The sequence below is a fragment of the Rhodobium gokarnense genome, from assembly GCF_025961475.1.
GTDB classification, from domain to species: Bacteria; Pseudomonadota; Alphaproteobacteria; order Rhizobiales; family Rhodobiaceae; genus Rhodobium; species Rhodobium gokarnense.
Genome location: NZ_JAOQNS010000004.1, coordinates 243,354 through 269,985, shown reverse-complemented (window position 1 = coordinate 269,985; position 26,632 = coordinate 243,354). Strand labels below are relative to the sequence as shown.

Genomic DNA, 26,632 nt, shown 5'->3' with positions numbered 1-26,632 from the left:
CAACGACTCGCACCGGCGGGCCCGGCGCCCAAGGGTGAGCAAGCATTAGTCGTTCGAGGGAAGCCCCGCAAGCCTGGCAGGATTCAGGGTTTGCCGAACCTTACCGGAATGGCAGACAAGGATCAGCGCCGGCGCGGGCGCACCGTGGCGTAGGCGCGCTGCGGCGTCTTTTGCGGGAAAAGCGGCGGCAGGCGCTTGCGATGCCCGGTGTCCGGACCGTCACCGGTCGGCAGCCGCATCACCGCAACGCCCATGGCAACGCTCGCCAGCGTGATGGACAGGCTGGCAAAGAGCAGCGCCACCGGCAGCACCGGGCTCGACGAATTGGCGACGAGATGGCCGAGGCCGCCGACATCGGTGAGAAGCAGCCCCGCGGTCAGGATCGCGGCCGCGGCAATGCCGGCAAGACCGTTGGCAAACAGAAGCCGGAACAGCGGATTGGTCTTCAGTGCCTTGGAGATCATCGGAGCGTCCTTCTCATGGCGCGGCAAGCGGCTGCATTATTAGACCTCTTCAAATATTAGCGCTTCGTTGACAAACGTCGACCCCGAATTTCGCCTTTTTCCACCCGCAGGGCGGGCGAGGCCCGATCGCCCGACCGCGGCCGATCACATCCCCGTCATTACGCCGTCTTGCATATATCGGTTCGATACATATTGGATTGAAATATATCGCACGAACATATATCTGCCATGAAAGGGGTGTTGATGGGTCGCAACGCTGCCCCTGACCGCCGGGAAACCCGGCGGCTGCCCGAATTTCCGTGATTGCCCGAGAGCGGGATACCGACATGAACGTCAGAACGCTTTGCCTTGCCATTCTCTCCTTCGGCGAATCCACCGGCTACGAGATCAAGAAGCAATCGGTGGAAGGCAAGTTCAGCTATTTCGTCGATGCCAGTTTCGGCTCGATCTATCCCGCCCTTGCCCGGCTCGAGGCGGACGGTTTCGTCACGTCGCGCCAGGAGATCCAGCCGGGCAAGCCGCCGCGCAAGATCTACGAGATCACCGAAGCCGGCCGCACCGCCCTCGTCGAGGAACTGTCGGAACCGCCCGGCCGCGACGTCTTCCGCTCCGAGTTCCTGCTGATCGCCATGTGCGCCAAGAACCTGCCGCAGCACGTGGTGACCGAGGCGATCGAGTCGCGGATCAGATCGATCGAGGAAGAGGTCGGCCAGCTCCGGCACATCGTCGAAGAGCTCGACGACGAGGCCGCCATCTGGACCGCGCAATACGGCGTAACCTGCAAGGCGCAGGCGCTGGAAAACCTGAAAAAGACCCGCGGCGACCTGGAAAAGCTGGCGGGAAGCCGCCTTTCCAACACCACCACCAACGCAGCCGAATAGGCGACATCTTCCAAGGATTGGACCCATGCCGTCCGGAATTCGCTCTTCTCACATTCTCGCCCTCGCCATCATCGGCGGCGTCGCCGCCTGGATGTACACGGGCGATGTCGTCATCGGCGGCGTCAGCGACAGCGGCGTCGAAGCCACCTCCCCGGCCGAGCGCAACGCCGAGGCCGCCGAAAAGCCGTTCCGGGTCGGCGTCACCGAGATCACGGCGGCGGACCGCCGGGTGACGCTGGAGATCCGCGGCCGCACCCGTGCCGACCTGCGGGTCGAGGTGCGCGCGGAAACCGCCGGTCAGGTCGAAGAGCGGCCGGTCACCGAGGGTCAGCGCGTTGCCGCCGGCGACGTCCTTTGCAAGCTGGAGAACGGCACCCGCGAGGCCCGCCTCCTGCAGGCCGAGGCCCAGCTCGCCCAGGCCGAACTCAGCCACACCGCCGCCGACACGCTGAGCCAGAAGGGCTATTCGGCCCGCACCACGCTGCGCGCCGCACGCGCCGCGCTCGATGCCGCGCGCGCGGCCGTCGCCGAAGCAAAGCTGGAAATCGAGCGCACCACCATCCGCGCGCCGATCGCCGGCGTCATCCACGAACCCTATGCCGAGGTCGGCGACATGCTGGCCATCGGCGGCACCTGTGCCACCATTCTGGACGCCGACCCCATGCTGATGACCGGCCAGGTCTCCGAGCGCGACGTCGGCGCCCTGAAGACCGGCATGACCGCCAAGGTCTCGCTGGTCACCGGCGAGGAGATCACCGGCACGATCCGCTACATCGCGCCGGCGGCGGATGAAAAGACCCGCACCTTCCGCGTCGACATCGAGATGGCGAATGACGACGGCGCCCTGCGCGACGGCGTCACGGCGCTCGCCGAAGTGCAGCTTGAGCCGACCCGCGCCCACCTCATCTCGCCCTCGATCCTGACCCTTGCCGACGACGGCACGGTCGGCGTCCGGGTCATCGAGGACGGCAACACCGTCGCCTTCCTGCCGGTCCGCATCCTCGGCTCCGGCACCGAGGGCGTCTGGGTCGGCGGCCTGCCGGAGACGGTTCCCGTCATCACCGTCGGCCAGGACTATGTCCGGGCCGGCGCAAAGGTCGAGCCGGTGTTCGAGACGGCGGAGGCGAAATAGCCATGGCATCGCCCCTTGAGACGATCCTGCAGCGGCCGCGAACCGTGCTCACCATGATGGTGGTCATGGTGATGGCCGGCGTCTTCACCTACATCAACATCCCCAAGGAATCCGACCCGGACATCGACGTGCCGATCTTCTACGTCTCGGTCGTCCAGCAGGGCATCTCGCCCGAGGACGCCGAACGGCTCTTGGTGCGGCCGATGGAGACGGCGCTGCGCGGCATGGACGGGCTGAAGGAGATCACGGCGATCGCCTCGGAAGGCCATGCCGGCATCATCCTGGAATTCAACATCGATTTCGACAAGGACGAGGCGCTCGCCGACGTCCGCGACAAGGTCGACCAGGCCAAGGCCGAGATCCCCGCCGAGGCAGAAGAGCCGACCGTCACGGAAACCAATTTCAGCCTCGTGCCGACCATCATCGTGGCGCTCTCCGGCAGCGCCCCGGAACGCACCCTCTATCGCCATGCGCGCAAGCTGAAGGACCAGATCGAGTCGATCTCCTCGGTGCTGGAGGCGAACCTTTCCGGCCACCGCGAGGAGCTCCTGGAAGTCGTCATCGACACCATGAAGCTGGAGTCCTACCAGGTCACCCAGCAGGAGCTGCTGGACTCCCTGTCGCGCAACAACCAGCTCGTTCCCGCCGGCTTCCTCGACACCGGCAAGGGCCGCTTCAACGTCAAGGTTCCGGGCCTCCTGGAGACCAGCCAGGACGTCTACGAGCTGCCGATCAAGCAGAACGGCGAAGGCGTCGTCACCCTCGGCGACGTCGCCGAGATCCGTCGCACCTTCAAGGACGCCTCGCGCATCACAAGGGTCAACGGCGAGCGGGCGATAAACCTTGAGGTCGTCAAGCGCCTCGGCACCAACGTCATCGAGAACAACGCCGAGGTCCGCCGCGTCGTCGCCGCCTACACCAAGAACTGGCCGGACACGATCAAGGTCCACTACCTGCTCGACAAATCGAAGAGCACCAACGAGATCCTGCAGTCGCTGCAGTCCTCGATCATGACGGCGATCTTCCTGGTCATGGCGCTGGTGGTCGCCGCCCTTGGCCTGCGCTCCGCGCTCCTCGTCGGCATCGCCATCCCGACCTCCTTCATGGTCGGCTTCCTGTTCCTCGGCGCCATCGGCATGACCGTGAACATGATGGTCATGTTCGGGCTGGTGCTCACCGTCGGCATGCTGGTCGACGGCGCCATCGTCATCGTCGAATACGCAGACCGCAAAATCCACGAGGGCATGCACCCGGACGAGGCCTATGTGCGCGCCGCCAAGCTGATGCTGTGGCCGATCATGGCCTCCACCGGCACGACGCTCGCCGCCTTCCTGCCGCTCTTGCTGTGGCCCGGCGTCGTCGGCGAGTTCATGAGCTATCTGCCGATCATGGTGGTGATCGTGCTCACCGCGGCGCTGGTGACGGCGATGATCTTCCTGCCGGCGACCGGCGCCGTGCTCGCCCGGGTCTCTGCCTTTGTCGGCCGCAAGGCCCACATCCTGGTGCCGGCGCTCATCGGCTACGGGCTGACCGCCGCACTGTTCCTCGGCGTCGTGCCGGCGCTGGTCGCGGCCATTTCCGGCGGCGCGCTTGAAGCGCCCGCCCAGGCCGGCCCGGTGATCGACTTCCTCGCCGCCAATATGGAAACCGCCGCGATTGTTGCCACGCTTGTCGTCGGCACCCTCTTCACAGCGCTCCTGTTCCCGGTGCTGCGGCCGCTGATCAGAACGGCCCGCAAGCGCGCGGCCGAGCGCGCCGAGCGCGACGCGGAAGCGGCCCGCAAGCTCTCCGGCCCCGGCCACTTCCACCCGGAACACGTCACCGGCCCGACCGGCGCCTATCTGAGGTTCCTCGCCCCGCTGGTCGCCCACCCCATCGGCAACATCGCCGTCGTCGTCGCCGCCGTTGCCATCTGCGGCATGATCCTCATGGCCTTCGTGCATCACAACAACGGCGTCGAATTCTTCGTCGACGAGGAGCCGGAGATCGCCGTCATCCTCGTTGCCGGCCGCGGCAACCTCTCGGCGAACGAGGCGAGCGACCTCGTCGGCACGGTGGAAAACCAGGTCCTCCAGGTCCACGGCATCAAGAGCGCGGTGACCGCCGCCTACACGTCCGGCGGCGAAAGCACTGGCCAGATCCTCGGCGGCGTCCAGGACAAGCCGAAGGACACCATCGGCGAAATCCAGATCGAGCTCGCCGACTATTGCTGCCGCCGCAAGGCCAAGGAGATCTTCAAGGAAATCCGCGAGCGCACCGGCTCGTTCCCCGGCATCAAGGTGGAGATCCGCAAGGTCGAAGGCGGGCCGCCCTCCGGCAAGGACATCCAGCTACAGATCACCTCCCCGTCCTATGAGGAGGTCGAGCAGATGGCCGGCCGCGTCCACGCCCACTTCCAGGAGATGGAGGGCCTGCGCGACATCGAGGACGACCGGCCGCTGCCCGGCATCGAGTGGCAGCTTACCATCGACCGCGAACAGGCTGGCCGCTTCAACGCCGGCATCGCCTCGGTCGGCGCCATGGTGCAGCTCGTCACCAACGGCATCCTGATCGGCAAGTACCGGCCGGACGACTCCGAGGACGAGGTCGACATCCGCGCCCGCCTGCCGGAATACCAGAGGACGCTCGACCGCTTTGACCAGCTCCGCCTGCTGACGCCCAACGGCATGGTGCCGATCTCCAACTTCGTCACCCGCAAGCCGCAGCAGAAGGTCTCCTCCATCACCCGCAAGGACGGGCTCTATGCCATGTCCGTGCGCGCCAACGCGATCACGGAACAGGGCTTTTCCAAGGAGCAGAAGGTCGGCGAGCTGGAGGAATGGCTGAAGACGGAAGCCTGGCCCGAAGACGTCCGCTTCCGGTTCCGCGGCGCCGACGAGGACCAGAAGGAATCCCAGGCCTTCCTGCAGAAGGCGATGTTCGCCTCGCTGTTCCTGATGTTCATCATCCTGGTGACGCAGTTCAACTCGTTCTACCAGACCTTCCTGACCCTCTCGACGGTGATCATGTCCGGCTTCGGCGTCATCCTCGGCATGCTCCTCACCGGACAGAAATTCTCCGTCATCATGACCGGCACCGGCGTCGTCGCCCTCGCCGGCATCGTCGTCAACAACGCCATCGTCCTCATCGACACCTACAACAGGTTCCGCGAGGACCACGACATCGACCCGATCGAGGCGATATTGAAGACGGCGGCGCAGCGGCTGCGACCGATCCTGTTGACGACGATCACGACGATTGCCGGCCTGATCCCGATGGCGACCCAGACCAATTTCGACTTCGTCAACCGGGTCGTCTCGGTCGGCTCGATCACCGCCGTCTGGTGGGTGCAGCTCTCGACGGCGGTCATCGCCGGCCTTGCCTTCTCCACGCTTTTGACGCTGGTCGTCATCCCGACGATGCTCGCCGTGCCCTTCGTCTGGTCCGAGGCGTTCGGGCGCTGGTTTGGCGGCGGCCGCGCGATGCGGCCGGCGATGGCAACGGCAAACGGCGCCCCGGCAACGGCCGCCAATGACGAGGAGACGGCCCGCCCGGCCGTCCCGCCCGCCCCGGCAGCCGCGGACGGGGATGCAAGGCGCGGCAAAGGCGTCAGCGACGCCGCCGAGTAGGATCGGCAACAAAAAAGGCCGGCGGAGACGCCGGCCTTTTCGTTTCAGGCAGTGCCCGACACAGCGCTCAATCCGGAAACACGATGGTCCGCATGCCGTTGAGCAGCACCCGGTCCTCAAGGTGGCTCCTGACGGCCCGGGCCAGTACCCGGCGCTCGATGTCGCGGCCCTTGCGGACCAGTTCCTCCGGCCGGTCGCGGTGGCTGATGCGCTCGATGTCCTGCTCGATGATCGGCCCCTCGTCGAGATCGCTGGTGACGTAGTGGGCCGTCGCGCCGATCAGCTTGACGCCGCGCACATAGGCCTGGTGGTAGGGCTTGGCGCCCTTGAAGCCCGGCAGGAACGAATGGTGGATGTTGATGCAGCGCCCGTGCAGCTTTTTCGACAGGTCGTCGGAGAGGATCTGCATGTAGCGGGCGAGCACCACCAGGTCGATCTTCCAGTCGTCGATGATCTTCAGGATCTCGGCTTCCTGGGCGGCCTTGGTGTCCCTGGTGATCGGGAGGTGCCGGAACTCCGTGTCCCGGAACGACAGGTTCGGATAGGTCGTCCGTGGGTGGTTGGAGACCACACCGACCACCTCCATCGGCAACTCGCCGATACGCCACCGGTACAGCAGGTCGGCAAGGCAGTGGTCGAATTTCGAGGCGAGCAGCAGCACCCGGCGCCGCGCGTCGGCATCGCGCAGCTTCCAGGTCATGTCGAAGCGCTCCATGTCCGGCTGAAGGCGCTCCAGCACCTCGTCCTTGGTCATGTCCCCGTCCACCGCGGCAAACGCGATCCGGGCGAAGAACTGGTCGGTCTCGTGATCGTCGAACTGCTGCAGGTCATCGATGTTGCAGCCCATTTCGAAGATCGCCGTGGACAGGGCGGCGACGATGCCGGGACGGCTCTGGCAGAAGGTGGTGAGAACGAAGGACGCAGTGGTCACGGCAACCTCTCGGGATGTGCTTTACAGATTTTGGGGAGTGGCGGGCCGTGGCCCTGCGAGGAAAGCCGGACGGGCGGACCCGTCCGGCGATGGCGAAGATCAGGCGGTTTCCTTCCACTTGATCGAGCAGCCCATGGAGGGGATCTGGATCTCCGGCCCCGTTCCCGTCTCGGCCACCATCTTCATGGCATCGACCAGCTCGCGGTCGGCACCGGCCGGCGGCGGGTCCTTGCGTCCCTCGTCGAGCCGGCCGCGATAGCGAAGGGTGAGGCCCGCGTCATAGCCGAAGAAGTCCGGCGTGCAGACGGCGTCATAGGCCCGCGCCACCTCCTGGCTCTCGTCGTGGAGATAGGGGAACGAAAAGCCCGACGCAGCGGCGAAGTCCTTCATCCTGTCGAAGGAATCTTCCGGATAGGTCGCCGTGTCGTTGGAATTGATGGCGATCAGGCTGACGCCGAAGGCGGCCATGTCGTCGGCGGCCTTCACCAGCCGCTCGGTGATCGCCTTGACGTAGGGGCAGTGATTGCAGATGAAGACGACGACCGTCCCCTTCTCGCCCTTCAGCTCGCTGAGCGAATGGGTCTTGCCGTCAATTCCGGGCAGCGTGAAGTCCGGAGCGGGTATCCCGAGTTCCGGCGGCGGGGGCGTTGCAGCCATGAAAACCTCCATCGGTGCGATTGCATTGGATCGCTGCCCAAGAAACCAGTTTTGCCAGTCATTTTCCATGGCCGTTGGCCAGCGCCCGACATCTTCTGCGCCGCTAGCGGACTTGTGATGGAACAAGCCGCGAACGCCGATCTCGCCTTTACTTTTTCGTCATGCCAGAATGCGAACCGATTCGCTTGCCTGCGAAATCCCCCTTTAACGCCTGGGAAGACCCGCTGGAAATGGCCAAATCCGAAGACCTTTTTGCCAAGCTCGAGGAGAGCGTCGCCGACCTGAAGGCGCAGAACCGTCCGGCAAAGCGCAAAGCCGCTGCGGACCGCCCCGCGCCGTCGCGGCCGGCCGCGCGCACCCCCGCAAGGAGCACGGGCGACAGCGGCGAGACCGGCTATTCCGCCGCCGACATTGAGGTCCTGGAAGGCCTTGAGCCGGTGCGCCGGCGACCGGGCATGTATATCGGCGGCACCGATTCCAAGGCCATGCACCACCTCTTTGCCGAGGTCATCGACAACTCCATGGACGAGGCGGTCGCTGGCCATGCGAGCTGGATCGAGGTCGAACTCGACGCCGAAGGGGCGCTGACGGTCAGTGACAACGGCCGCGGCATCCCGGTCGACCCGCACCCCAAATTCACCGACAAGTCGGCCCTGGAAGTGATCATGACGACACTCCATGCCGGCGGCAAATTCGATTCCAAGGTCTACGAGACCTCCGGCGGCCTGCACGGCGTCGGCGTCTCCGTCGTCAACGCCCTGTCCGAAAAGCTTGAAGTCGAGGTCGCCCGCGGCCGCCGGCTCTATCGCCAGTGTTTTTCCCGCGGCATTCCGGTCGGCGGCCTGGAGGAACTCGGCGAGGTCATGAACCGGCGCGGCACCCGCGTGCGCTTCGTGCCCGACACGGAGATCTTCGGCGCCAACTGCAAGTTCCAGCCGGCCACCCTCTTCCGCATGGCCCGCTCCAAGGCCTATCTCTTCGGCGGCGTGGAAATCCGCTGGTCCTGCGCGGCCAACTGGCTGGAAGGCGCCAATGCGCCGCCGGCCTCGGCCACCTTCCATTTTCCCGGCGGCCTCAAGGACTTTCTCGCCGAGAGCCTCAACGGCGAGCGCAAGGTCGTCGACGACATCTTCGCCGGCAAGACCGACCGCCCCGGCGGCCACGGTTCGGTGGAATGGGCCGCCGCCTGGTTCGCCGGCGACGGCTTCACCCGCTCCTATTGCAACACCATCCCGACGCCGGAGGGCGGCACCCACGAGACCGGCCTCCGCAACGCCCTCCTGAAGGGGCTGAGGTCCTATGCCGAACTGGTCGGCAACAAGAAGGGCGGCATCATCACCGGCGATGACGTGCTGACCTCTGCCGGCGCCATGCTTTCCGTCTTCATCCGCGAGCCGGAATTCGTCGGCCAGACCAAGGACAGGCTGGCGACGACGGAAGCGAGCCGGATCGTCGAAAACGCCGTCCGCGACGCCTTCGACCACTGGCTCGCCGCATCGCCCAACCAGGCCAACCGGCTGCTGGAATGGGTCGTCGACCGGGCCGAGGAGCGGCTGAAGCGGCGCCAGGAAAAGGAAGTCAACCGCAAGTCCGCGGTGCGCAAGCTGCGGCTTCCGGGCAAGCTCGCCGACTGCTCCAGCGGCCAGGCCGCCGGCAGCGAGATCTTCATCGTGGAGGGCGATTCGGCCGGCGGCTCGGCCAAGCAGGCGCGCAATCGCGCCACCCAGGCCGTCCTCCCCCTGCGCGGCAAGATCCTCAACGTCGCCAGCGCCGGGCGCGAAAAGCTCGCCCAGAACCAGCAGCTCGCCGACCTCGTCCAGGCGCTCGGCTGCGGCACCAGGGGCCAGTACCGCGAGAGCGACCTGCGCTACGAGAAGGTCATCATCATGACGGACGCCGACGTCGACGGCGCCCATATCGCCTCGCTGCTGATCACCTTCTTCTACCGCGAGATGACGGACCTCATCCGCGAGGGCCATCTCTATCTGGCCGTGCCGCCGCTCTACCGCCTGTCCCAGGGCGGCAAGACGCTCTATGCCCGCGACGACGCCCACAAGGACGAACTGCTCGCCAAGGAGTTCAACGGCCGCGGCAAGGTCGATATCGGCCGCTTCAAGGGCCTCGGCGAGATGCTGCCGGCGCAGCTCAAGGAAACCACCATGGCGCCCGACAAGCGCACGGTCCTGCGCGTCGACATCGTCGAAGACGACGACGGCCTGACGCGAACGACGGTCGACCGGCTGATGGGCACCAAGCCCGAGGCCCGGTTCCGCTTCATCCAGGACAACGCCGAATTCGCCACCGACCTCGATATCTGACGTCGGCGGCGCCCGTCACGGCGCTTTCGCTTTTTCCCCGTTTCGGCTAAACCGGCGGCGCCCCTCGCGGCAATGTCCGGCGCGCCTTGCGCCGCCCTACCCGGAGCGACGTCCTTGGCATCCCTTTTCGGCAATCTGCGCGAACGCTTCCGCGGCCCGCCGCCGGCCGCCAAGGCGGAGCATTTCGTCGTCATCCCGGAGCTGAAGATCGCCTTCGGCCGGGTGCCCAAGGCCGCAAATTCGTCGATCAAGGCAGCGCTCGCCCGCCATGTCGCCCACGACCCGAACGGGCCGGTGAAGCCGACGCGCGACCAGTTCTGGGCCGAATGCACGGATGGCCGCACGGCGATGGTGACGCCGGCCGAGGCCGCCACGCTGTCCGGCTATTTCATCTTCACCTTCACCCGCAATCCGTTCGACCGGCTGGTGAGCTGCTACAACAACAAGATCGTCGTCTCGAAAGAGCTGCCGGCGAGTTTTGCCCGCCTCGATTTCGACAAGGACATGTCCTTTGATGCCTTCGCGCAAAAGGTCGCGACCATCGACGACGGCCACGCCGACATCCATTTCCAGTCCCAGGCCGCAATGCTGACCCATGACGGCGATATCGTGCCGGGCTTCATCGGGCGCTTCGAAAATCTTGCCGACGACTGGCACGACCTCGATGCCGCGCTTTTCGACCATTGCGGCATCCGCCTCGGCCGGCTGGAAAAACGCAACTACCGGCGCGGCGGCGCCGACGACCTTGCCGGCTACTACACGTCGATCGAAACGGTCGCCCTGGTGCGCCAGCGCTATGCCGACGACTTCCGCCTGTTCTATCCCGATGCCGATGCGCCGGGCAGCGCCTGACGACGGGACCGGCCCTTAGCCAAGGACTGACATGCTGTTCAACACCCTTTCCCGCTCCATCCGGCTCCTTCTGACGCCGATCCGCGAACGGCACTTCATCGTCCTGCCGGAAAGGAAGCTGGTCTATGCCCGGGTGCCGAAGGCCGCCAATTCCTCAATCAAATACACCCTTGCCGAACATCTCGACTGGAAGCGTCAGCGCCGCAGCGACGGTATCGGACCCAACAACGACCTCTTCTGGCTCGACGGCCGCTCCCAGGGCGCCGACCTTCTCGGCGCGGACAGCATCGTTGCGCGCCATGCGGACTGCTTCATGTTCACCTATGTCCGCAACCCGTTCGACCGGGTGGTGAGCTGCTACAACAACAAGATCCGCATCAAGGACGAGATCCAGCCGAGCTTTGCCCGGCTCGGCTTTTCCCTCGGCATGGACTTTGCCGCCTTCGTGGAAAAGGTCGCCGAGATCGGCGACGACAGGGCCGACAACCATTTCCGCGGCCAGATGGACATCCTCTCCCATCGCGGCCGCTACCTGCCCGCATTCACCGGCCGCTGCGAGGACCCGGACGACTGGCCGAAGCTGCAGCAACGGCTGCGCGACGAGATCGGCTTTGAGATCGGCCCGCTGCAGACCCGCCACGTCAAGCGCCAGGGCCGCGACGACCTCGTCGACTACTATGCCGATCCCGCCCTGGTGCGGATGGTCCGGGACCGCTACCCGGCCGATTTCGAACACCTTTACGCCGATGCGGCCGACCTGCCGGCAGCGCTGAAGCAACTGAACGCCGCCGGCTGAGGGCCACGGCGCCGCCGGGAGAAGGACCGGCCGCCGGCGCATTCATCGAACCGTGATGCGCACCGGCGCCGGATCGCGTAGGCTTGCGAAAACCTCACGGGCGCCAGAACCGTCCGCGAACGCCATGGAGGCCACGCCATGACCGCCACCCGCATCACGAATATTGTCGCCGGCGCCGCCCTTGCCGCCATCCTCTGGTCGGTGCCCGCATCCGCCGACGAGGTCTCCGACGCGATCGCCGGCATCGACCCGGCGATCACCCATATGCGCATTTTCGGCGAGTGGAAGAAGGATGATGCCGAGGGCCACTACCGCGCGATCATTCGGCGCGAGGCGGAGCCCGACGTCATCCGCTTCTTCATCCAGAAGGTTTCCGCCGATGCGGTCGTCTCGACGATCGAGCTGACCGAGATCCACGACCGCAAGCTCAAGCTCACCGGCTATAATTTCGAGATCGATCAGTTCGGCCTGACGCTCTTCGTGGAGGTCGGCGCAGGCGATGCCAACGACACCACCTACGAGGCGTTCTTCAACGAGGACGGCACCTACATGTTTCAGCCGGCGAGCAACTGAAGCCGGCAGGCAGGGACCGCGCCCGATCGACTACGTCCGGCATCCTTTGCGATGCGGTGATATCTGCGTCGATTTGTGCCCTATGGTTCGCGCCTTTGGCGGCGCACCCTTTGCCGGAATAGGATTTGTGCCCGGGGACGCGCCTGGCGCGGCGAAAACTGTTTGCCGCGACGGGTGACAAAACTGCATTCGACTGGTAACCAACACGGAAAGAAACGACACGAACCCTGTGAGCACGATTGACAGGCCGCCCGTCCACGCTATGTTCCGGGCAATCTCCAGCATTCAATGAAGATCGTCCGCCCGGACGGAAGGTCATGTCGCAAGAGGCGACCACCACTGACTGAACAACAAAGCTTTTCCGAACTTGGACTGAGTCCGAAGGTGCTCGACGCCGTAACGGCGGCCGGGTACGAGAACCCGACCCCGATTCAGGCCGGGGCGATCCCGCACGTGCTGCAGCGCCGCGATGTCCTCGGCATCGCCCAGACCGGCACCGGCAAGACCGCCTCCTTCACCCTGCCGATGCTGACGCTCCTGGAAAAGGGCCGGGCACGGGCGCGCATGCCGCGCACGCTGATCCTGGAACCGACCCGCGAGCTTGCCGCCCAGGTCGAGGAGAACTTCTCCCGCTACGGCATCAACCACAAGCTGACGGTGGCGCTCCTCATCGGTGGCGTCTCGTTCGACGAACAGGACCGCAAGCTGAGCCGCGGCGCCGACGTGCTGATCGCGACGCCCGGCCGCCTGCTCGACCATTTCGAGCGCGGCAAGCTGTTGCTGCAGGGCGTCGAGATCCTCGTCATCGACGAGGCCGACCGCATGCTCGACATGGGCTTCATCCCGGACATCGAGCGCATTTCGAAGCTGATTCCCTTCACCCGCCAGACGCTGTTCTTCTCGGCCACGATGCCGCCGGAGATCCAGCGGCTGACCGAGCAGTTCCTGCACAATCCGACCCGGATCGAGGTCTCCAAGCCCGCCTCCACCGTCTCCACGGTGAGCCAGCGGCTGATCGCCACCGGCCGCGAGCCGCACGACAAGCGCGAGACCCTGCGCGAGCTCATCCGCACGTCGGAGGACCTGCAGAACGCCATTGTCTTCTGCAACCGCAAGCGCGACGTCGCCACCGTGGCCCGCTCGCTGCAGCGCCACGGCTTCAATGCCGGCGCCCTGCACGGCGACATGGACCAGCACGCGCGCATGGCCATGCTGGACGATTTCCGCGCCGGCAAGATCGCCATCATGGTGGCCAGCGACGTCGCCGCCCGCGGCCTCGACATCCCGGCCGTCAGCCACGTCTTCAACTATGACATTCCGACACATGCGGAAGACTACGTCCACCGCATCGGCCGCACCGGCCGCGCCGGTCGCAAGGGCGCCGCAATCGGCCTCGTCACGCCCGGCGACAGCAAATACGTCAAGGCGATCGAGGACCTGATCGGCTTTTCGATCGAATGGATCGGCGATGCCGTGAAGGGCAAGGGCGACGACGACGGCCGCAAGCGCGGCAGGCGCTCCTCGTCCCGGAAAAAGGCCGAGCCCGATACCGGCGGCGGCACCGAAAAGTCCGCCCGTCCGGAAAGATCGAGCGGCCGCAAGGAGCCGGCCAAGGCCGGCGACGACACGCGCAGCGAGCCCAGGGAACAGCCGAAATCCCGCGCCAAGGGATCGGACCAGGGCAAATCCGGCAAGGGCCGTCGCTCCGGCAGGAATTCCGGCAAGCAGCAGGACGAGCCGGTGATCGGTCTCGGCGACCACGTCCCCGCCTTCCTGCTGCGCCCCGTCAGGCTGCCCAAGAAGACCACAAAATAGGGTTTTCTACGGTCGATTTAACGCGGCCTTAACCGCTCCCGACCATGCTCATTAACGCCTAATTCCGAGATTGTGTTCGGAAGCGGTGCGGCCGCAAGGCGTGCCGCCGGGGGAGGACTATGACCAGTCAAGACGATTTTGAAAGAACGATTTCTTACGGTGAAAACGCGCTTAGTCTGATCAAGCGCAACCAGGTGTCGGCTTTTCCCCGTAACTATGAGTTCTGGTACACTTATTCTGCAGGGTTCAACATCGGCCTCAACAAGGCCATCAACGATATCCTGCGCGACCGCGGCCGCATCACCGCGACCGACATCGACAACATCTATGCCGAATACTTGTCGCCCCGCCGCATCGGCGAGCAGATCGAGGACGTCGGCAGCCAGGTGTCGGAAGAGATTTCCCAGGTGATCAGCATGATCGAATGCTCGCTTGCGGAATCGACGGCCTATGAGAGCTCCCTCAACGGCGCCAACCAAAAGCTCTCCAACACCACCGACCTGTCCCGCATCCGCGAGATCGTCAAGGACCTGATCTCCGCGAACGAGGAAAACAGCGGTATCAACAAAAACCTCCGCACCCAGCTCGAAGAATCCCAGCGCCAGATCACCGAGCTGCAGTCGAACCTTGAGGTGATCCGCTTTGAGTCGCTGACGGACGAGTTGACGACGCTCGCCAACCGCAAGCATTTCGACCAGTCGATCGACCGCGCGCTCGCCAAGGCCGACGAGACCGGCGAGCCGCTTGCGCTCCTGATGACCGACATCGACCATTTCAAGCGCTTCAACGACACCTACGGCCACCAGACCGGCGACCAGGTGCTGCGCCTCGTCGCGCTCGCGGTGAAGCAGAACGTCAAGGGTCAGGACATCCCCTGCCGCTATGGCGGCGAGGAATTTGCCGTGATCCTGCCGCGCACCCATCTGCGCCAGGCCGTCACCGTGGCCGAGCACATCCGCAAGTCGGTGATGTCGAAGGAACTGATCAAGCGCTCCACGGGCGAGCATCTCGGCCGCATCACGATTTCGATCGGCGTCGCGCTCTACCATCCGAGCGAAGGCGTCGGCGACTTCATCGAGCGCACCGACCAGTGCATGTATGCCGCCAAGCGCACCGGCCGCAACAAGGTGCTGTGCGAGACCGACCCGGAGGTCGGCGAATACCGCCAGGCCGTCGCCTGACGACGATCCAGCAAAACTATCCAGCGTTCAGGAAAGGCCCGCCCGACGGGCCTTTTTGCGTTGTGGATGGCCGTGTGTTGGGGAGGCTCAGTGTCCGCGCGCGGGCACGCCGCCCTCAAAGCGCCCGTTCGAGCCCCATCTGCCAGAAGTCGGCTTCCAGCCGCGTCGCCTGGTCGAAGATGACGGAGAGCTTCGGAAACCGCGCCTCCGTCAGGCTGTCGGCCGCCAGCCGGTCGAGGTTGGCCCGGGCAGCTTCGGCGATTTCCTGGTACTCGGTGCCGGCATACTCCCGGATCCACACCGAATAGGGATTCGCCTCCTCAAGCGCACCGGGGACTTCCGCGAGCGCCGCCCCGATCTCCGCATAACCGATGATGCAGGGCGCAAGCGCCACATGGAGGTCTAGGAGGTCGCCCCTCAGCCCCGTGTCGAGCACGAAGCGGGTATAGGCCATGGTGGCGCGTGCCTCCGGTGCCGCCTCGATCTCTTCCGGCGCCAGCCCCCATTCGCCGCAGAGCTTCAGGTGGAGGTTCATCTCAACATCGAGGATCGCCGAAATACCGGCCGCCGCCGCGCGCATGTCAGCGAGGTTGCGGCCCTTGTAGACGGCGAGCGCATAGGCACGCGCGAAATGGATGAGGAACAGGTAGTCCTGGACCAGATAGTGCCGGAACGCGTCCTGGGAGAGCGAGCCGTCGCCCATCTGCCGAACGAATTCATGGTCGGTATAGGCGCGCCAGGAACTGGGCGTTGCCGCCTTCAGACGGTCGAAAACGGTCATTGCGGCGGTAAGCCCCCGGATCAGTTCTGGAGCGCTGCCGGATCGGCCGCCGTCAGCGCCACCGATTCGCCGCAGCCGCAGGCCGACGTCTGGTTCGGATTGTTGAAGACGAAGCCGGAGCGCAGCTTGGTCTCCTCGTAGTCGAGCTCCGTGCCGAGCAGGAACAGCACCGCCTTCGGGTCCACATAGACCGTCGCGCCGTCCGCAGTGACCACCTCGTCGCCCGCTTCGGGCGCACTGGCGAGGTCCATGGTGTAGGACATGCCGGCGCAGCCGCCGTTCTTGACGCCGATCCGGAGGCCGCCGCTGCCGGCCTCGGAATTCTCCACGATCTCGCGCACCCGCGCCGCCGCTGCCGGCGTCAGCGAGAGCACATCGAAGCGGGATTTCATTGCAGTCATGGTCGTCTCCTCTCGTGGAGGGTGATCAATAGAAGAAGTCGAGCTGGACCCGGGCCTCGTCGGACATCCGATCCGGGTTCCACATCGGCTCGAACACCATCTCCACGTCGACCTGGCCGAGGCCCGGCACCGTGGAGACCGCATTCGCCACCCAGCCCGGCATCTCGCCGGCGACGGGGCAGCCGGGCGCGGTCAGCGTCATCACAACGCCGACATTGCGGTCGGCATCGACCGCGACCTCGTAGATCAGGCCGAGTTCATAGATGTCGGCCGGGATTTCCGGATCGTAGACCGTCTTCAGCGCCAGGATGATGTCGCGGCGAAGCTGCTCGGCCTCGTCGGTCCCGAGCGCCGGGGCGGAAAACGCCATCTCGACGTCGCCGGACCGCTCGAAGGCCGCATCTTCAGTCGTCGTCCCGGCCTCGTCGACGGTCTTGCGGGCGGTGCTTTCTTCGGTCATGTCCGGATCCTCAAGCGAAGAACTCATGGGCTTTCTGGACCGCCTCGGCGAGACGGTCGATCTCTTCGGTCGTGTTGTAGAGCGCGAACGACGCCCGGCAGGTCGAGGTGACGCCGAAGCGCTTCAGCAGCGGCTGGGCGCAATGGGTGCCGGCCCGGACCGCAACGCCGGAGCGGTCGATGATCGTGGCGATGTCGTGGGCGTGGGCGCCAGCCACCTCGAAGGAGACAATGGCGCCCTTTTCCGGCGTCGTGCCGATGATCCGGACGCTGTTGATCGCCTTCAGCCGCTCATGGGCGTAGTCCTTCAGCCGCGCCTCGTGGCGGGCGATGGCATCGCGGCCGATCTCCTCAACGTAATCAATGGCTTCAGCAAGCCCGATCGCCTGCACGATCGGCGGCGTGCCGGCCTCGAAGCGGTGCGGCGGCTCGGCATAGGTGACGCCCTCCTCGGCCACATCGAGGATCATCTCGCCGCCGCCGAGGAACGGCGGCATCTCTTCCAAGAGCGCCTTCTTGCCGTAGAGCACGCCGACGCCCGACGGGCCGTAGAGCTTGTGACCGGTGAAGACGTAGAAATCGGCGTCGAGATCCTGCACGTCGACGGGCATGTGAACCGCCGACTGGCTGCCGTCGACCAGCACCGGAATGCCGCGCGCATGGGCGATGCGGCAGACGTCCTTGATCGGCACGATGGTGCCGGTGACGTTCGACATGTGGGTGATGGCGACGAGCTTCGTGCGTGGACTGAGAGTCGCCTCGAAATCCTCCAGCGAGAACGCCCCCTCGTCGTCCACCGGCACCCATTTCAGGACGGCGCCGGCGCGCTCGCGGTGGAAGTGCCAGGGCACGATGTTGGAATGGTGCTCCATGACGGAAAGCACCACCTCGTCGCCCTCGCCCAGCACCATGCCGCCATAGGAGGCGGCAGCGAGGTTGATCGCCTCGGTCGAGGAGCGCGTGAAAATGATCTCGTCGCCGGACGCCGCGTTCAGGTAGCGGCGCACGGTCTCGCGCGCGTTCTCGAAATTCTCGGTCGCAAGGTTGGAGAGGAAATGCAGCCCGCGGTGCACGTTGGCGTATTCCTCCGAATAGGCGCGCGTGATGCGGTCGATGACCCGCTGGGGCTTCTGCGCCGAGGCGCCATTGTCGAGATAGACCAGCGGCTTGCCGTAGACCTCGCGCGACAGGATCGGGAAATCCGCCCGCACCCGCGCAACGTCGTAGTCTTCGTGCTTCAGGGTCGCTGCTGCGTCGACGTTCATGCCGGCCTCCGCCGTTCGCCGAGCCACATTTCGATGCGCGCCGACAGCGCCTCGCGCAGGGGCTCCGGATCGATCGCGTCAACCACTTCCTCAAGGAAGGCGGCGATCAGCATGGTCTCGGCCTCGTCCGCCGGGATGCCGCGGGACATCAGGTAGAACATCATGCCCTCGTCGATCTCGCCCGACGTCGCGCCGTGGGCGCACTGGACGTCGTCGGCAAAGATCTCCAGCTCCGGCTTGGTGTCGACCTCGGCACCGTCGGACAGGAGCAGCGCCCGCGACATCATCCGCCCGTCGGTCTGCTGGGCGTCGGGGCGCACCACGATGCGGCCCTGGAAGATGCCCTTGGCGCGGTCGTCGATCGCAGCGCGGATGACCTCCTTGCTGTTGCAGCCGGGAACCGCGTGGTCGATCACCATGGTGGTGTCGAGATGCTGCCTGTCGCGGCCGAGGATGGCGCCGTCGAGGGTCGCCTCCGCGCCGGTGCCGGCGAAGGTGACGAAGCTCTGGGCCCGGGCGAGCGACGCGCCGATGGCAAAGCCGGTCTGGTGGTAGCGCGCCTCCTCAGCCAGCCGCACCACCGTCGTCGACAGGTGAATGGCGGCGCTGCCGTCCTCCTGGCGCTTCAGGAAGGTGACCGTAGCGCCCTCCCCGATCTCCACCTCGCTCGTCGCGTGGACCTGGTAGGCGGTCTCCGCCGGCCCGGAATAGGTCTCGACGAGGTTGACCGAGGCGCCCTTGCCGACCAGCACCAGATGGCGTGGAAAGCTCGCCACCTCGCCCGTCGCCAGGTGCAGGATCTCGATCGGCGTTGTGACCATCGCGCCAGGCGCGATCTCAAGCACGGCGCCGTCCTGCATGAAGGCGGTGTTGAGCGCCAGCTCCGGGTCGGTTTCGGCGACCGGCAGCGTGCCGACGCGCTCAAGGATGACGCTCTTCTCCGACAGCGCCTTTGCCAGCGGGATGAAGCCGACGCCTTCGCCGAGCGCATCCGCATCGGAGAGGCCGGCGACGAAATGGCCGTCGATGAGGACGAGGCGATTGACCTTTGCCGCGCCCCAGTCGGGCGCGCCCGCCATCGTCGCCTGGGCCAGTTCGTCCGCCGGCTGCGAGCCGCGCGGCGGCACAGCGCGTATCAGGGCCTTGAGGTCGGTGTAGTGATAGGCCTCCACGCGCCGGTGCGGCAGGCCGGTCCTGGCGAAAGTCTCCATGGCGGTCTCGCGCAAGGACGAAAGGGCATCGCGCGGGTCGCAATCCTCGAACCGCTTGAGGATTTCCTCCTCGGCCGGCGTTCTCGGGATATCGGGCTTGACGGTCATTGCGGCGGGGTCCTCAACAGATTTGGTGCGGCGATGGCGGGCTGAAACGGCCTCACGCCGCCGCCTCGCCGACGTAATCGGCGTAGCCCTTGGCCTCCAGTTCCTTGGCCAGTTCCTTGCCGCCGGTCCGCTGGATGCGGCCGCGGGCCATGACGTGGACGATGTCCGGCACGATATGGTCGAGGAGGCGCTGGTAATGGGTGATGACGATCATCGAGCGCTCCGGCGCGCGCAGGGCGTTGACGCCGTCGGAAACGACCCGGAGCGCATCGATGTCGAGGCCGGAGTCCGTCTCGTCGAGGACGCACAGGCTCGGCTCCAGGAGCGCCATCTGCAGGATTTCCGCGCGCTTCTTCTCGCCGCCGGAAAAGCCCACATTGAGCGGCCGCCGCAGCATCTCCTGCGATACATTAAGTTTTGCAGCCTTCTCTTTGACAAGCTTCATGAATTCCGGCGTGGAGAGTTCGTCCTTGCCGCGTTCCTTGCGGACCGCGTTGAGCGCCGTCTTCAGGAACGTCATGGTGGCGACGCCCGGGATCTCGATCGGGTACTGGAAGGCCAAGAACATGCCGGCGACGGCACGCTCGTTCGGCTCCATTTCCAGGAGGTTCTCGCCGTTGAAGAGAACCTCGCCCTCGGTGATGTCGTAGTCGTCCTTGCCCGCGAGCACATAGGAGAGCGTCGACTTGCCCGAGCCGTTCGGGCCCATGATGGCGTGCACCTCGCCGGGCTTCACCGTCAGGTCGATGCCCTTCAGGATTTCGTTGCCGTCGACGGCGACGTGGAGGTTCTTGATCTCAAGCATTCTTTCTTCCCTTGCCCTTGCCGGTTTTTCGCCCCGGCCGGCTGATATCGATCGTGTCGGTCCGCTGTTCCAGCGCGCCTAGCCGACGCTGCCTTCCAGCGAGATGTTGATGAGCTTCTGGCTTTCCACCGCGAACTCCATCGGCAGGTGCTGGATCACCTCCTTGACGAAGCCGTTGACGATCAGCGCCACGGCCTCCTCGTCGGAGAGCCCGCGCGACATGCAATAGAACATCTGGTCGTCGGAGATTTTCGACGTCGTCGCCTCGTGCTCGAAGACGGCGCTGGCGGTCTTGGCCTCGATATAAGGCACCGTGTGCGCGGCGCATTTGTCGCCGATCAGCAGCGAATCGCACTGGGTGTAGTTGCGCGCGTTCTTCGCCTTGCCATGGGCCGAGACGAGGCCGCGATAGGTGTTCGACGAATGGCCGGCCGAAATGCCCTTGGAGATGATCCGGCTGGAAGTGTTCCGGCCCAGATGCATCATCTTGGTGCCGGTGTCGGCCTGCTGGCGGCCATTGGTGATGGCGATGGAATAGAATTCGCCGACGCTGTCGTCGCCGCGCAGGATGCAGCTCGGATATTTCCAGGTAATCGCCGAGCCGGTTTCCACCTGCGTCCAGGAGATCTTGGAGCGCGCGCCGCGGCAGTCGCCACGCTTGGTGACGAAATTATAGATGCCGCCCTTGCCGTCCTTGTCGCCCGGATACCAGTTCTGCACCGTGGAGTATTTGATCTCCGCGTCCTCCAGCGCGACCAGTTCAACGACCGCGGCATGGAGCTGGTTCTCGTCGCGCTGCGGCGCCGTGCAGCCCTCCAGATAGGAGACGTAGGCGCCCTTGTCGGCGATGATCAGCGTGCGCTCGAACTGGCCGGTGTTCTGGGCGTTGATGCGGAAATAGGTGGAGAGCTCCATCGGGCATTTGACGCCCTCCGGCACGTAGACGAAGGAGCCGTCGGAGAACACCGCCGAGTTCAGCGTCGCATAGAAATTGTCGGTGATCGGCACCACCGAGCCGAGATATTTCTGCACGATTTCCGGACAGCGATGTACGGCCTCCGAGATCGGGCAGAAGATGACGCCGGCCTCCTCCAGCTTCTCCTTGAAGGTGGTGACGACGGAAACGGAATCGAACACGGCATCGACGGCGACGCGGTTTTCCGTGCCCTCGACGCCGGCGAGGATCTCCTGCTCCCGCAAGGGGATGCCGAGCTTCTCATAGGTCGCCAACAGTTCCGGATCGACCTCGTCGAGCGATTTCGGCCCCTCCTTCTTCTTCGGCGCGGCGTAGTAGTAGAGGTCCTGGAAATCGACCGGCGGATAGCCGAGCTTGGCCCAGCTCGGCTCCTTCAGGGTCTGCCAGCGCCGGAACGCCTCGAGCCGCCAGTCCGTCAGCCAGTCCGGCTCGCCCTTCTTGGCGGAAATGAACCGCACCACGTCCTCGTTGAGGCCCTTCGGCGCGAATTCCGATTCGATGTCCGTGACGAAGCCGTACTTGTAGCGCTCCAGTTCGGCGACCTGATCGACGGTTTCCTTGACGGCTGCCATGTCTGTTCGTCTCCCTTGGACGGCGGGGCTCAGGCCCCGTTACGCCACTTCAAGCCTGTCGGCGCCGAGGCGCTGGCGCCAGCGGCGATAGAGTGTTTCAAAGGCGGTGCAAAAGCGGTCCACGTCCTTCTCGCCGGTCTCCCAGCCGAGGCTGACGCGGATGGTGGCATCGGCGATCGCCGCCGGCGCGCCCATCGCCGCAAGGACGTCCGACCGCTTGACCTTGCCGGACGAGCAGGCCGCGCCCGCGCTCACCGCAACGCCCTCAAGGTCCAGCGTCATCACCATCATGTCGGCCTTCAGGCCCGGCAATGCAACCGCCGTGGTGTTGGGAAGGCGCTTCTCGGGCGCGATCAGCACCGGCGCGCTGGCCCCGACGCCCGGCAGCTTGCCGACGAAATCCTCGATGCGGTCACGCAACGCCGCAACGCGGCCCCAATCGTCCATGCCGTCTGCCGCGGCCCGAATGGCCGCGCCCATGCCGGCAATGCCGATGAGATTCTCCGTACCGGCCCGCTGGCGCCGCTCCTGGCCGCCGCCGCGAATGAGCGGGGTAACCGCGGCGGAGGGCCCGCAAACGATCGCGCCGACGCCCTTCGGGCCGCCGAACTTGTGGCCTGAGAGCGTCAGGAAATCGACGCCGAGGGCCGCCATCGACACCGGCAGCTTGCCGACCGCCTGGACGGCATCGCAATGGATGACGGCGCCATGGGCGTGGCAGAGCTCGGCCGCCTCGGCGACCGGCTGGATCGTGCCGACCTCGTTGTTGGCGAGCATGACGGAGACGAGCACGCGCGCTCCGGCCGTCTGGTCGAGCAGGCGGTCGAGGGCCGTGAGATCGATCTCTCCCGTCACGTCGACGGGAATGGTCACGAGCCTTGCCGGATCGCTTGAGGCCGCCGCCTTGACGGAATCGTGCTCCACGGCGGAGACGATGATCCTGTCATAGAGATCGGGACGGACGACGGCGGCATTCGCCTCCGTGCCGCCGCTGGTGAAGACGACGCGGTCGGACGCAGCGCCGACGAGGTCGGCGACCGCATCGCGGGCATCGCGCAGGATCGCCGCCGCCTTGCGGCCCTCGCCGTGGACGGAGGACGGATTGCCGACAACGTCGAACGCAGCCGCCATCGCCGCGCGGGCATCAAGCCGCAGCGGTGTCGTCGCATTCCAGTCGAGATAGGCTCTGTTCTCGGTCACGGTTTCCTGCATCGCCTCGTTGCCATCGCCCCGGTGTCGGGCCGGCCTGACACGGCCAAGGCAGGAAGGCGCTGAAACGCAAGGACCGGATGCTCCCCGACAAAACCCGCCTTGAGAAAACGCGGGCACCTGTCTAAGAAGACGAGTTTGGGGAGACGAAACTCCCCTCATGTCCATTTCGCGCCGCCCTGGCCGGGGTCAAGGTCCGGTCGGACAAGCAAATTAGCTCTTAGCAAAGTTCTAGGGAGCCCCTATATCCAAGTCAAGGATCGCCCGAGGCTGAAGGTCCCTGCGATCGACAAGAGTAACGTTCCCGTAAAACGCCTCAGAGAGACCCCAACGCACCATGCCGGAAGTCATTTTCAACGGTCCTGCGGGCCGACTGGAAGGGCGGTTTCAGCCCGCCAAGAGCCGCAACGCACCGATCGCCCTCATCCTGCACCCGCATCCGCAGTTCGGCGGGACGATGAACAATCAGATCGTCTACCAGCTGTTCTATATGTTCGCGAAACGCGAGTTTGCGGTGCTGCGCTTCAACTTCCGCGGCGTCGGCCGCAGCCAGGGCGAGTTCGACCACGGCTCGGGCGAGTTGTCCGATGCCGCCGCCGCGCTCGACTGGGTGCAGACCATCCACCCCGACGCCCGCGCCTGCTGGATCGCCGGCTTTTCCTTCGGCGCCTGGATCGGCATGCAACTGCTGATGCGGCGCCCGGAAGTGGAAGGCTTCATCTCGATCGCCCCGCCGGCCAATCTCAACGATTTCTCGTTCCTGGCCCCCTGCCCCTCGTCCGGCCTGATCGCCCATGGCGACGCCGACAAGGTGGTGCCGGTCAAGGACGTCCAGGCGCTCGTCGACAAGCTGAAGACCCAGAAGGGCATCGTCATCGACCAGACGACGATCTCCGGCGCCAACCATTTCTTCGAGAATCACGTGGAAGAACTGGTCGGCGTCTGCTCCGACTATGTCGACCGGCGGCTGGCCGCGATCACCGACGCCGCTTAAGTCAGAAACGTCCGGTCTCGGCGCCCTATTTCGGCGCGGCGATCTCGCCGCCCATCATCGGCGCATCGACGGCCGTCGTCATCGGAAAGCTGATCGGCAGGAACAGCATCCGCCGGACCGCGAGATAGCCGAAGGCCTCCGCCTCGATGTGGTCTGACGACCAGCCGAGCGCTTCGCCGGTGACCACCGTGAAGATGCCCGTCGCCCGTTCGATCGCCGACAACAGGGACGGGTTGTGCGCGCCGCCGCCGCAAACGACCAGCATGCGCGGCGTCTCCGGCACCCGTTTCAGGCCGATGGCGAGCGTCTCGGCGGTGAACGCGGTCAGCGTCGCCGCCCCGTCCTCCAGTGACAGCCCCCTCACCGGATCGAGCGAAAAGGCGTGCCGGTCCAAAGACTTCGGCGCCGGCAACCCGAAATAGGGATTGTCCAGCAGGGCACCGAGCACCCCCCGGTCGACCGTTCCGGAGGCCGCAAGCTCGCCGTCCATGTCGAAGGCGGCGCCGGAATGGGAAAACACCCAGTCGTCGATCAGCGCGCTCGCCGGTCCGGTGTCACAGGCGACCATTGCGCCGTCGCGGCCGATCCAGGTGAAATTGGCAACGCCGCCGAGATTGATGATGGCGAGCGGCCGCTCAAGGCCGCTCTGGTCGGCCAGCGCCCGGTGATAGACCGGGACCATCGGCGCGCCCTGGCCGCCGGCGGCAACGTCGGACTTGCGGAAATCGAAGACGACGGGAATGCCGGTCGCCCGCGACAGCGCGTTGCCGTCACCGAGCTGGATGGTCAGGTGCCGGTCGGGCGCGTGGAACACCGTCTGGCCGTGAAAGCCGATGATGTCGATCTCGGAGCGGTCGCGGCCGGCCGCGGCCAGGATGACGTCGACCGCCTTGGCGTGGGCCTCCGTCACCACCAGTTCGGCCTCGGCCAGCTCCGGGGGACGGGCGTCGCGGTCGCTTTGCTGCGCCGCCACCGCCATCGCGGTCCTCAGGATCTGGCGCTCGTCGTCGGTGTAGGGCTGGGTCAGTCCCGGGCCGGTCGCAAAAACCTTTTCGCCGTCCGTTTCGATGATGGCGGCGTCGACGCCGTCGAACGACGTCCCGCTCATGAGCCCGATGGCCCGAAAGGTTTTCATCTGTTTTTGTGACCTCCCAGAGAATGCCCGCAGCAAGCCAGCTTAGCGTGGTCGCGCCGTACGGCGCAGCGACAAATTGTATTGGCTGTATGCAAAGAGGGGGTTAATCCTTCGGGGTATTCCTGCGCATGGCGGGCTCCCGCATTTCGCATTGGCCGCCCCCCGTGCCTTTGCACAAAAGTTGCGCTATAGAGCGCGCCGGGCCCCTTGATCCGGCCCGCCGATCCCCGATCCTTTCCAGGGAAGTTCCGGTCATGACCGAGTTTTCGTCCGAGTTTCTCGCCACGCTTTCCGAGCGCGGCTTCATCCATCAGTGCTCCGATCCGCAAGCGCTCGATCGCTGCCTGACGACGGAAACGGTCAGCGCCTATATCGGCTTCGACTGCACGGCGCCGAGCCTGCATGTCGGCTCGCTGGTGCAGATCATGATGCTGCGCTGGCTGCAGAAATGCGGCCATCGGCCGATCGTCCTGATGGGCGGCGGCACGACCAGGGTCGGCGATCCGTCCGGCAAGGACGAATCGCGCAAGCTGCTGACGCCGGACGCGATCGAGACCAACAAGGAAGGCATCCGGCAGGTCTTCTCGTCGTTCCTGACCTTCGGCGACGGGCCGCAAGACGCCGTCATGGTCGACAACGCCGACTGGCTGCTCGGCCTCGGCTATGTGGATCTCCTGCGCGATGTCGGGCGCCACGTCTCGGTCAACCAGATGATCCAGCGCGACGCCGTCCGGATGCGCCTTGAGCGGGAACAGCATCTCTCATTCCTCGAATTCAACTACATGGTCCTGCAGGCCTACGATTTCGTCGAGCTTTTTCGACGTACCGGCTGCCGGCTGCAGATGGGCGGCTCGGACCAGTGGGGCAACATCCTGTCCGGCATCGACCTCGGACGCCGTCTCGCCGGCGCCGAATTGTTCGCCGTGACGACGCCGCTGATCACCACGGCCTCCGGCGCCAAGATGGGCAAGACGGCGGACGGCGCCGTCTGGCTCAACGCCGACGCCAAGAGCCCCTACGAGTACTGGCAGTTCTGGCGCAACACGGAGGACGCCGACATCGGCCGGTTCCTGAGGCTGTTCACCGATCTGCCGATGGATGAGATCAAACGCCTGGAAGCGCTCGAAGGTTCCGAACTAAACGATGCAAAGAAAACGCTTGCAACCGAAGCGACCGCCATGCTGCACGGGCGCGCCGCGGCCGAGGCTGCGGCCGAAACGGCCCGCCTGACCTTCGAGGAAGGCGCCCTGGCGGAGAACCTTCCGAGCGTCGACATCGCAGCCGCGGAGCTTGAAGCCGGCCTTGGCGTCCTTGCCGCCTTCGTCCATGCCGGCCTTGCCGCCTCCAATGGCGAGGTCCGCCGCCAGGTCCGCTCCGGTGGCATCCGCGTCAACGACAGCGTCGTCACCGACGAGCGCGGATCCCTGACCATGGCCGACGTCACCGGCGACGGCGTCATCAAATTGTCAGTCGGCAAGAAGCGCCACGTGCTGCTGCGCCCGGTGTAA

Annotated in this window: 23 protein-coding genes; 11 read left to right on the top strand and 12 right to left on the bottom strand. The window is 65.6% G+C overall.

The window, feature by feature from the left end; all coding sequences use genetic code 11:
* Positions 1-122: 122 nt before the first annotated feature.
* Positions 123-464, bottom strand: a complete 342-nt coding sequence (locus M2319_RS08860; RefSeq protein ID WP_264601101.1) for a hypothetical protein — start codon at positions 462-464, stop codon at positions 123-125.
* A 326-nt stretch (positions 465-790) separates the two neighbouring features.
* Here M2319_RS08860 and M2319_RS08855 point away from each other — a divergent pair, with 326 nt between their 5' ends.
* Genes M2319_RS08855 through M2319_RS08845 form a run of 3 tightly spaced genes read left to right on the top strand, consistent with a single transcriptional unit; the run spans position 791 to position 6,085 of the window.
* The gene (locus M2319_RS08855; RefSeq protein WP_264601100.1) at positions 791-1,345 is read left to right on the top strand and encodes a PadR family transcriptional regulator; all 555 of its coding nucleotides are present in this window, start codon (positions 791-793) and stop codon (positions 1,343-1,345) included.
* A gap of 25 nt (positions 1,346-1,370) precedes the next feature.
* On the top strand, positions 1,371-2,477 hold the full coding sequence (locus M2319_RS08850; protein WP_264601099.1) for an efflux RND transporter periplasmic adaptor subunit: 1,107 nt from the start codon (positions 1,371-1,373) through the stop codon (positions 2,475-2,477).
* Positions 2,478-2,479: 2 nt separating this feature from the next.
* Positions 2,480-6,085 carry an efflux RND transporter permease subunit gene (locus M2319_RS08845; protein ID WP_264601098.1) on the top strand — a complete coding sequence of 1,202 codons (3,606 nt, stop codon included), beginning with the start codon at positions 2,480-2,482 and terminating at the stop codon, positions 6,083-6,085.
* 67 nt (positions 6,086-6,152) lie between these two features.
* On the opposite strand, the gene purU is transcribed toward M2319_RS08845, so the two are convergent.
* Both purU and M2319_RS08835 read right to left on the bottom strand, forming a co-directional pair.
* Positions 6,153-7,016, bottom strand: a complete 864-nt coding sequence (gene purU, locus M2319_RS08840; RefSeq protein WP_264601097.1) for a formyltetrahydrofolate deformylase — start codon at positions 7,014-7,016, stop codon at positions 6,153-6,155.
* 99 nt (positions 7,017-7,115) lie between these two features.
* Entirely contained in the window at positions 7,116-7,673 is a 558-nt protein-coding gene (locus M2319_RS08835; RefSeq protein WP_264601096.1) for a thioredoxin family protein, read from the bottom strand.
* 230 nt (positions 7,674-7,903) lie between these two features.
* Between M2319_RS08835 and parE the strand changes: the two genes are divergently transcribed.
* From parE to M2319_RS08805, 6 genes are all read left to right on the top strand, one after another.
* Positions 7,904-9,991 (top strand): DNA topoisomerase IV subunit B, encoded by a 2,088-nt coding sequence (gene parE, locus M2319_RS08830; RefSeq protein WP_264601095.1) that lies wholly within the window; start codon positions 7,904-7,906, stop codon positions 9,989-9,991.
* A gap of 114 nt (positions 9,992-10,105) precedes the next feature.
* A complete protein-coding gene (locus M2319_RS08825; RefSeq protein ID WP_264601094.1) occupies positions 10,106-10,843 on the top strand; it encodes a sulfotransferase family protein in 738 nt (245 codons plus the stop codon).
* Positions 10,844-10,874: 31 nt separating this feature from the next.
* A complete protein-coding gene (locus tag M2319_RS08820) occupies positions 10,875-11,639 on the top strand; it encodes a sulfotransferase family protein (protein WP_264601093.1) in 765 nt (254 codons plus the stop codon).
* Between the two features lie 138 nt (positions 11,640-11,777).
* A complete protein-coding gene (locus tag M2319_RS08815; RefSeq protein ID WP_264601092.1) occupies positions 11,778-12,212 on the top strand; it encodes a hypothetical protein in 435 nt (144 codons plus the stop codon).
* Positions 12,213-12,500: 288 nt separating this feature from the next.
* On the top strand, positions 12,501-14,027 hold the full coding sequence (locus M2319_RS08810; protein ID WP_264601091.1) for a DEAD/DEAH box helicase: 1,527 nt from the start codon (positions 12,501-12,503) through the stop codon (positions 14,025-14,027).
* Positions 14,028-14,146: 119 nt separating this feature from the next.
* Entirely contained in the window at positions 14,147-15,208 is a 1,062-nt protein-coding gene (locus tag M2319_RS08805) for a GGDEF domain-containing protein (protein WP_264601090.1), read from the top strand.
* Positions 15,209-15,323: 115 nt separating this feature from the next.
* On the opposite strand, the gene tenA is transcribed toward M2319_RS08805, so the two are convergent.
* From tenA to M2319_RS08765, 8 genes are all read right to left on the bottom strand, one after another.
* Entirely contained in the window at positions 15,324-15,989 is a 666-nt protein-coding gene (gene tenA, locus M2319_RS08800) for a thiaminase II (protein ID WP_264601089.1), read from the bottom strand.
* Between the two features lie 20 nt (positions 15,990-16,009).
* Positions 16,010-16,381 carry a Fe-S cluster assembly scaffold SufA gene (sufA, locus tag M2319_RS08795; RefSeq protein WP_264601262.1) on the bottom strand — a complete coding sequence of 124 codons (372 nt, stop codon included), beginning with the start codon at positions 16,379-16,381 and terminating at the stop codon, positions 16,010-16,012.
* A 34-nt stretch (positions 16,382-16,415) separates the two neighbouring features.
* On the bottom strand, positions 16,416-16,850 hold the full coding sequence (locus tag M2319_RS08790; RefSeq protein ID WP_406682088.1) for an SUF system Fe-S cluster assembly protein: 435 nt from the start codon (positions 16,848-16,850) through the stop codon (positions 16,416-16,418).
* A gap of 10 nt (positions 16,851-16,860) precedes the next feature.
* Positions 16,861-18,114, bottom strand: coding sequence for a cysteine desulfurase (locus tag M2319_RS08785; protein WP_264601088.1), 1,254 nt, complete (start codon positions 18,112-18,114; stop codon positions 16,861-16,863).
* Positions 18,111-19,433, bottom strand: coding sequence for a Fe-S cluster assembly protein SufD (gene sufD / locus M2319_RS08780; RefSeq protein ID WP_264601087.1), 1,323 nt, complete (start codon positions 19,431-19,433; stop codon positions 18,111-18,113). Before sufD ends, M2319_RS08785 begins: the two co-directional genes overlap by 4 nt.
* Before the next feature lie 52 nt (positions 19,434-19,485).
* A complete protein-coding gene (gene sufC / locus M2319_RS08775) occupies positions 19,486-20,238 on the bottom strand; it encodes a Fe-S cluster assembly ATPase SufC (RefSeq protein ID WP_264601086.1) in 753 nt (250 codons plus the stop codon).
* 78 nt (positions 20,239-20,316) lie between these two features.
* Positions 20,317-21,786: a Fe-S cluster assembly protein SufB gene (gene sufB / locus M2319_RS08770; protein WP_264601085.1), complete on the bottom strand. Its 1,470-nt coding sequence runs from the start codon at positions 21,784-21,786 to the stop codon at positions 20,317-20,319.
* A gap of 39 nt (positions 21,787-21,825) precedes the next feature.
* A complete protein-coding gene (locus M2319_RS08765; protein WP_264601084.1) occupies positions 21,826-22,986 on the bottom strand; it encodes a cysteine desulfurase family protein in 1,161 nt (386 codons plus the stop codon).
* 346 nt (positions 22,987-23,332) lie between these two features.
* On the opposite strand from M2319_RS08765, the gene M2319_RS08760 reads away from it, so the two are divergent.
* The gene (locus tag M2319_RS08760) at positions 23,333-23,989 is read left to right on the top strand and encodes an alpha/beta hydrolase (RefSeq protein ID WP_264601083.1); all 657 of its coding nucleotides are present in this window, start codon (positions 23,333-23,335) and stop codon (positions 23,987-23,989) included.
* Between the two features lie 25 nt (positions 23,990-24,014).
* Here the strand turns inward: M2319_RS08760 and M2319_RS08755 are convergent, their stop codons facing one another.
* Positions 24,015-25,124, bottom strand: coding sequence for an anhydro-N-acetylmuramic acid kinase (locus M2319_RS08755; protein ID WP_264601082.1), 1,110 nt, complete (start codon positions 25,122-25,124; stop codon positions 24,015-24,017).
* 254 nt (positions 25,125-25,378) lie between these two features.
* Here M2319_RS08755 and tyrS point away from each other — a divergent pair, with 254 nt between their 5' ends.
* Positions 25,379-26,632: a tyrosine--tRNA ligase gene (tyrS, locus tag M2319_RS08750; RefSeq protein WP_264601081.1), complete on the top strand. Its 1,254-nt coding sequence runs from the start codon at positions 25,379-25,381 to the stop codon at positions 26,630-26,632.

Coding starts and splice junctions, on each gene's coding strand:
- M2319_RS08860 (WP_264601101.1), bottom strand. CDS start 464: ATGATCTCCAAGGCACTGAAGACCAATCCGCTGTTCCGGCTTCTGTTT.
- M2319_RS08855 (WP_264601100.1), top strand. CDS start 791: ATGAACGTCAGAACGCTTTGCCTTGCCATTCTCTCCTTCGGCGAATCC.
- M2319_RS08850 (WP_264601099.1), top strand. CDS start 1,371: ATGCCGTCCGGAATTCGCTCTTCTCACATTCTCGCCCTCGCCATCATC.
- M2319_RS08845 (WP_264601098.1), top strand. CDS start 2,480: ATGGCATCGCCCCTTGAGACGATCCTGCAGCGGCCGCGAACCGTGCTC.
- M2319_RS08835 (WP_264601096.1), bottom strand. CDS start 7,673: ATGGCTGCAACGCCCCCGCCGCCGGAACTCGGGATACCCGCTCCGGAC.
- parE (WP_264601095.1), top strand. CDS start 7,904: ATGGCCAAATCCGAAGACCTTTTTGCCAAGCTCGAGGAGAGCGTCGCC.
- M2319_RS08820 (WP_264601093.1), top strand. CDS start 10,875: ATGCTGTTCAACACCCTTTCCCGCTCCATCCGGCTCCTTCTGACGCCG.
- M2319_RS08815 (WP_264601092.1), top strand. CDS start 11,778: ATGACCGCCACCCGCATCACGAATATTGTCGCCGGCGCCGCCCTTGCC.
- M2319_RS08810 (WP_264601091.1), top strand. CDS start 12,501: ATGAAGATCGTCCGCCCGGACGGAAGGTCATGTCGCAAGAGGCGACCA.
- M2319_RS08805 (WP_264601090.1), top strand. CDS start 14,147: ATGACCAGTCAAGACGATTTTGAAAGAACGATTTCTTACGGTGAAAAC.
- tenA (WP_264601089.1), bottom strand. CDS start 15,989: ATGACCGTTTTCGACCGTCTGAAGGCGGCAACGCCCAGTTCCTGGCGC.
- sufA (WP_264601262.1), bottom strand. CDS start 16,381: ATGAAATCCCGCTTCGATGTGCTCTCGCTGACGCCGGCAGCGGCGGCG.
- M2319_RS08790 (WP_406682088.1), bottom strand. CDS start 16,850: ATGACCGAAGAAAGCACCGCCCGCAAGACCGTCGACGAGGCCGGGACG.
- M2319_RS08785 (WP_264601088.1), bottom strand. CDS start 18,114: ATGAACGTCGACGCAGCAGCGACCCTGAAGCACGAAGACTACGACGTT.
- sufD (WP_264601087.1), bottom strand. CDS start 19,433: ATGACCGTCAAGCCCGATATCCCGAGAACGCCGGCCGAGGAGGAAATC.
- sufC (WP_264601086.1), bottom strand. CDS start 20,238: ATGCTTGAGATCAAGAACCTCCACGTCGCCGTCGACGGCAACGAAATC.
- sufB (WP_264601085.1), bottom strand. CDS start 21,786: ATGGCAGCCGTCAAGGAAACCGTCGATCAGGTCGCCGAACTGGAGCGC.
- M2319_RS08760 (WP_264601083.1), top strand. CDS start 23,333: ATGCCGGAAGTCATTTTCAACGGTCCTGCGGGCCGACTGGAAGGGCGG.
- M2319_RS08755 (WP_264601082.1), bottom strand. CDS start 25,124: ATGAAAACCTTTCGGGCCATCGGGCTCATGAGCGGGACGTCGTTCGAC.
- tyrS (WP_264601081.1), top strand. CDS start 25,379: ATGACCGAGTTTTCGTCCGAGTTTCTCGCCACGCTTTCCGAGCGCGGC.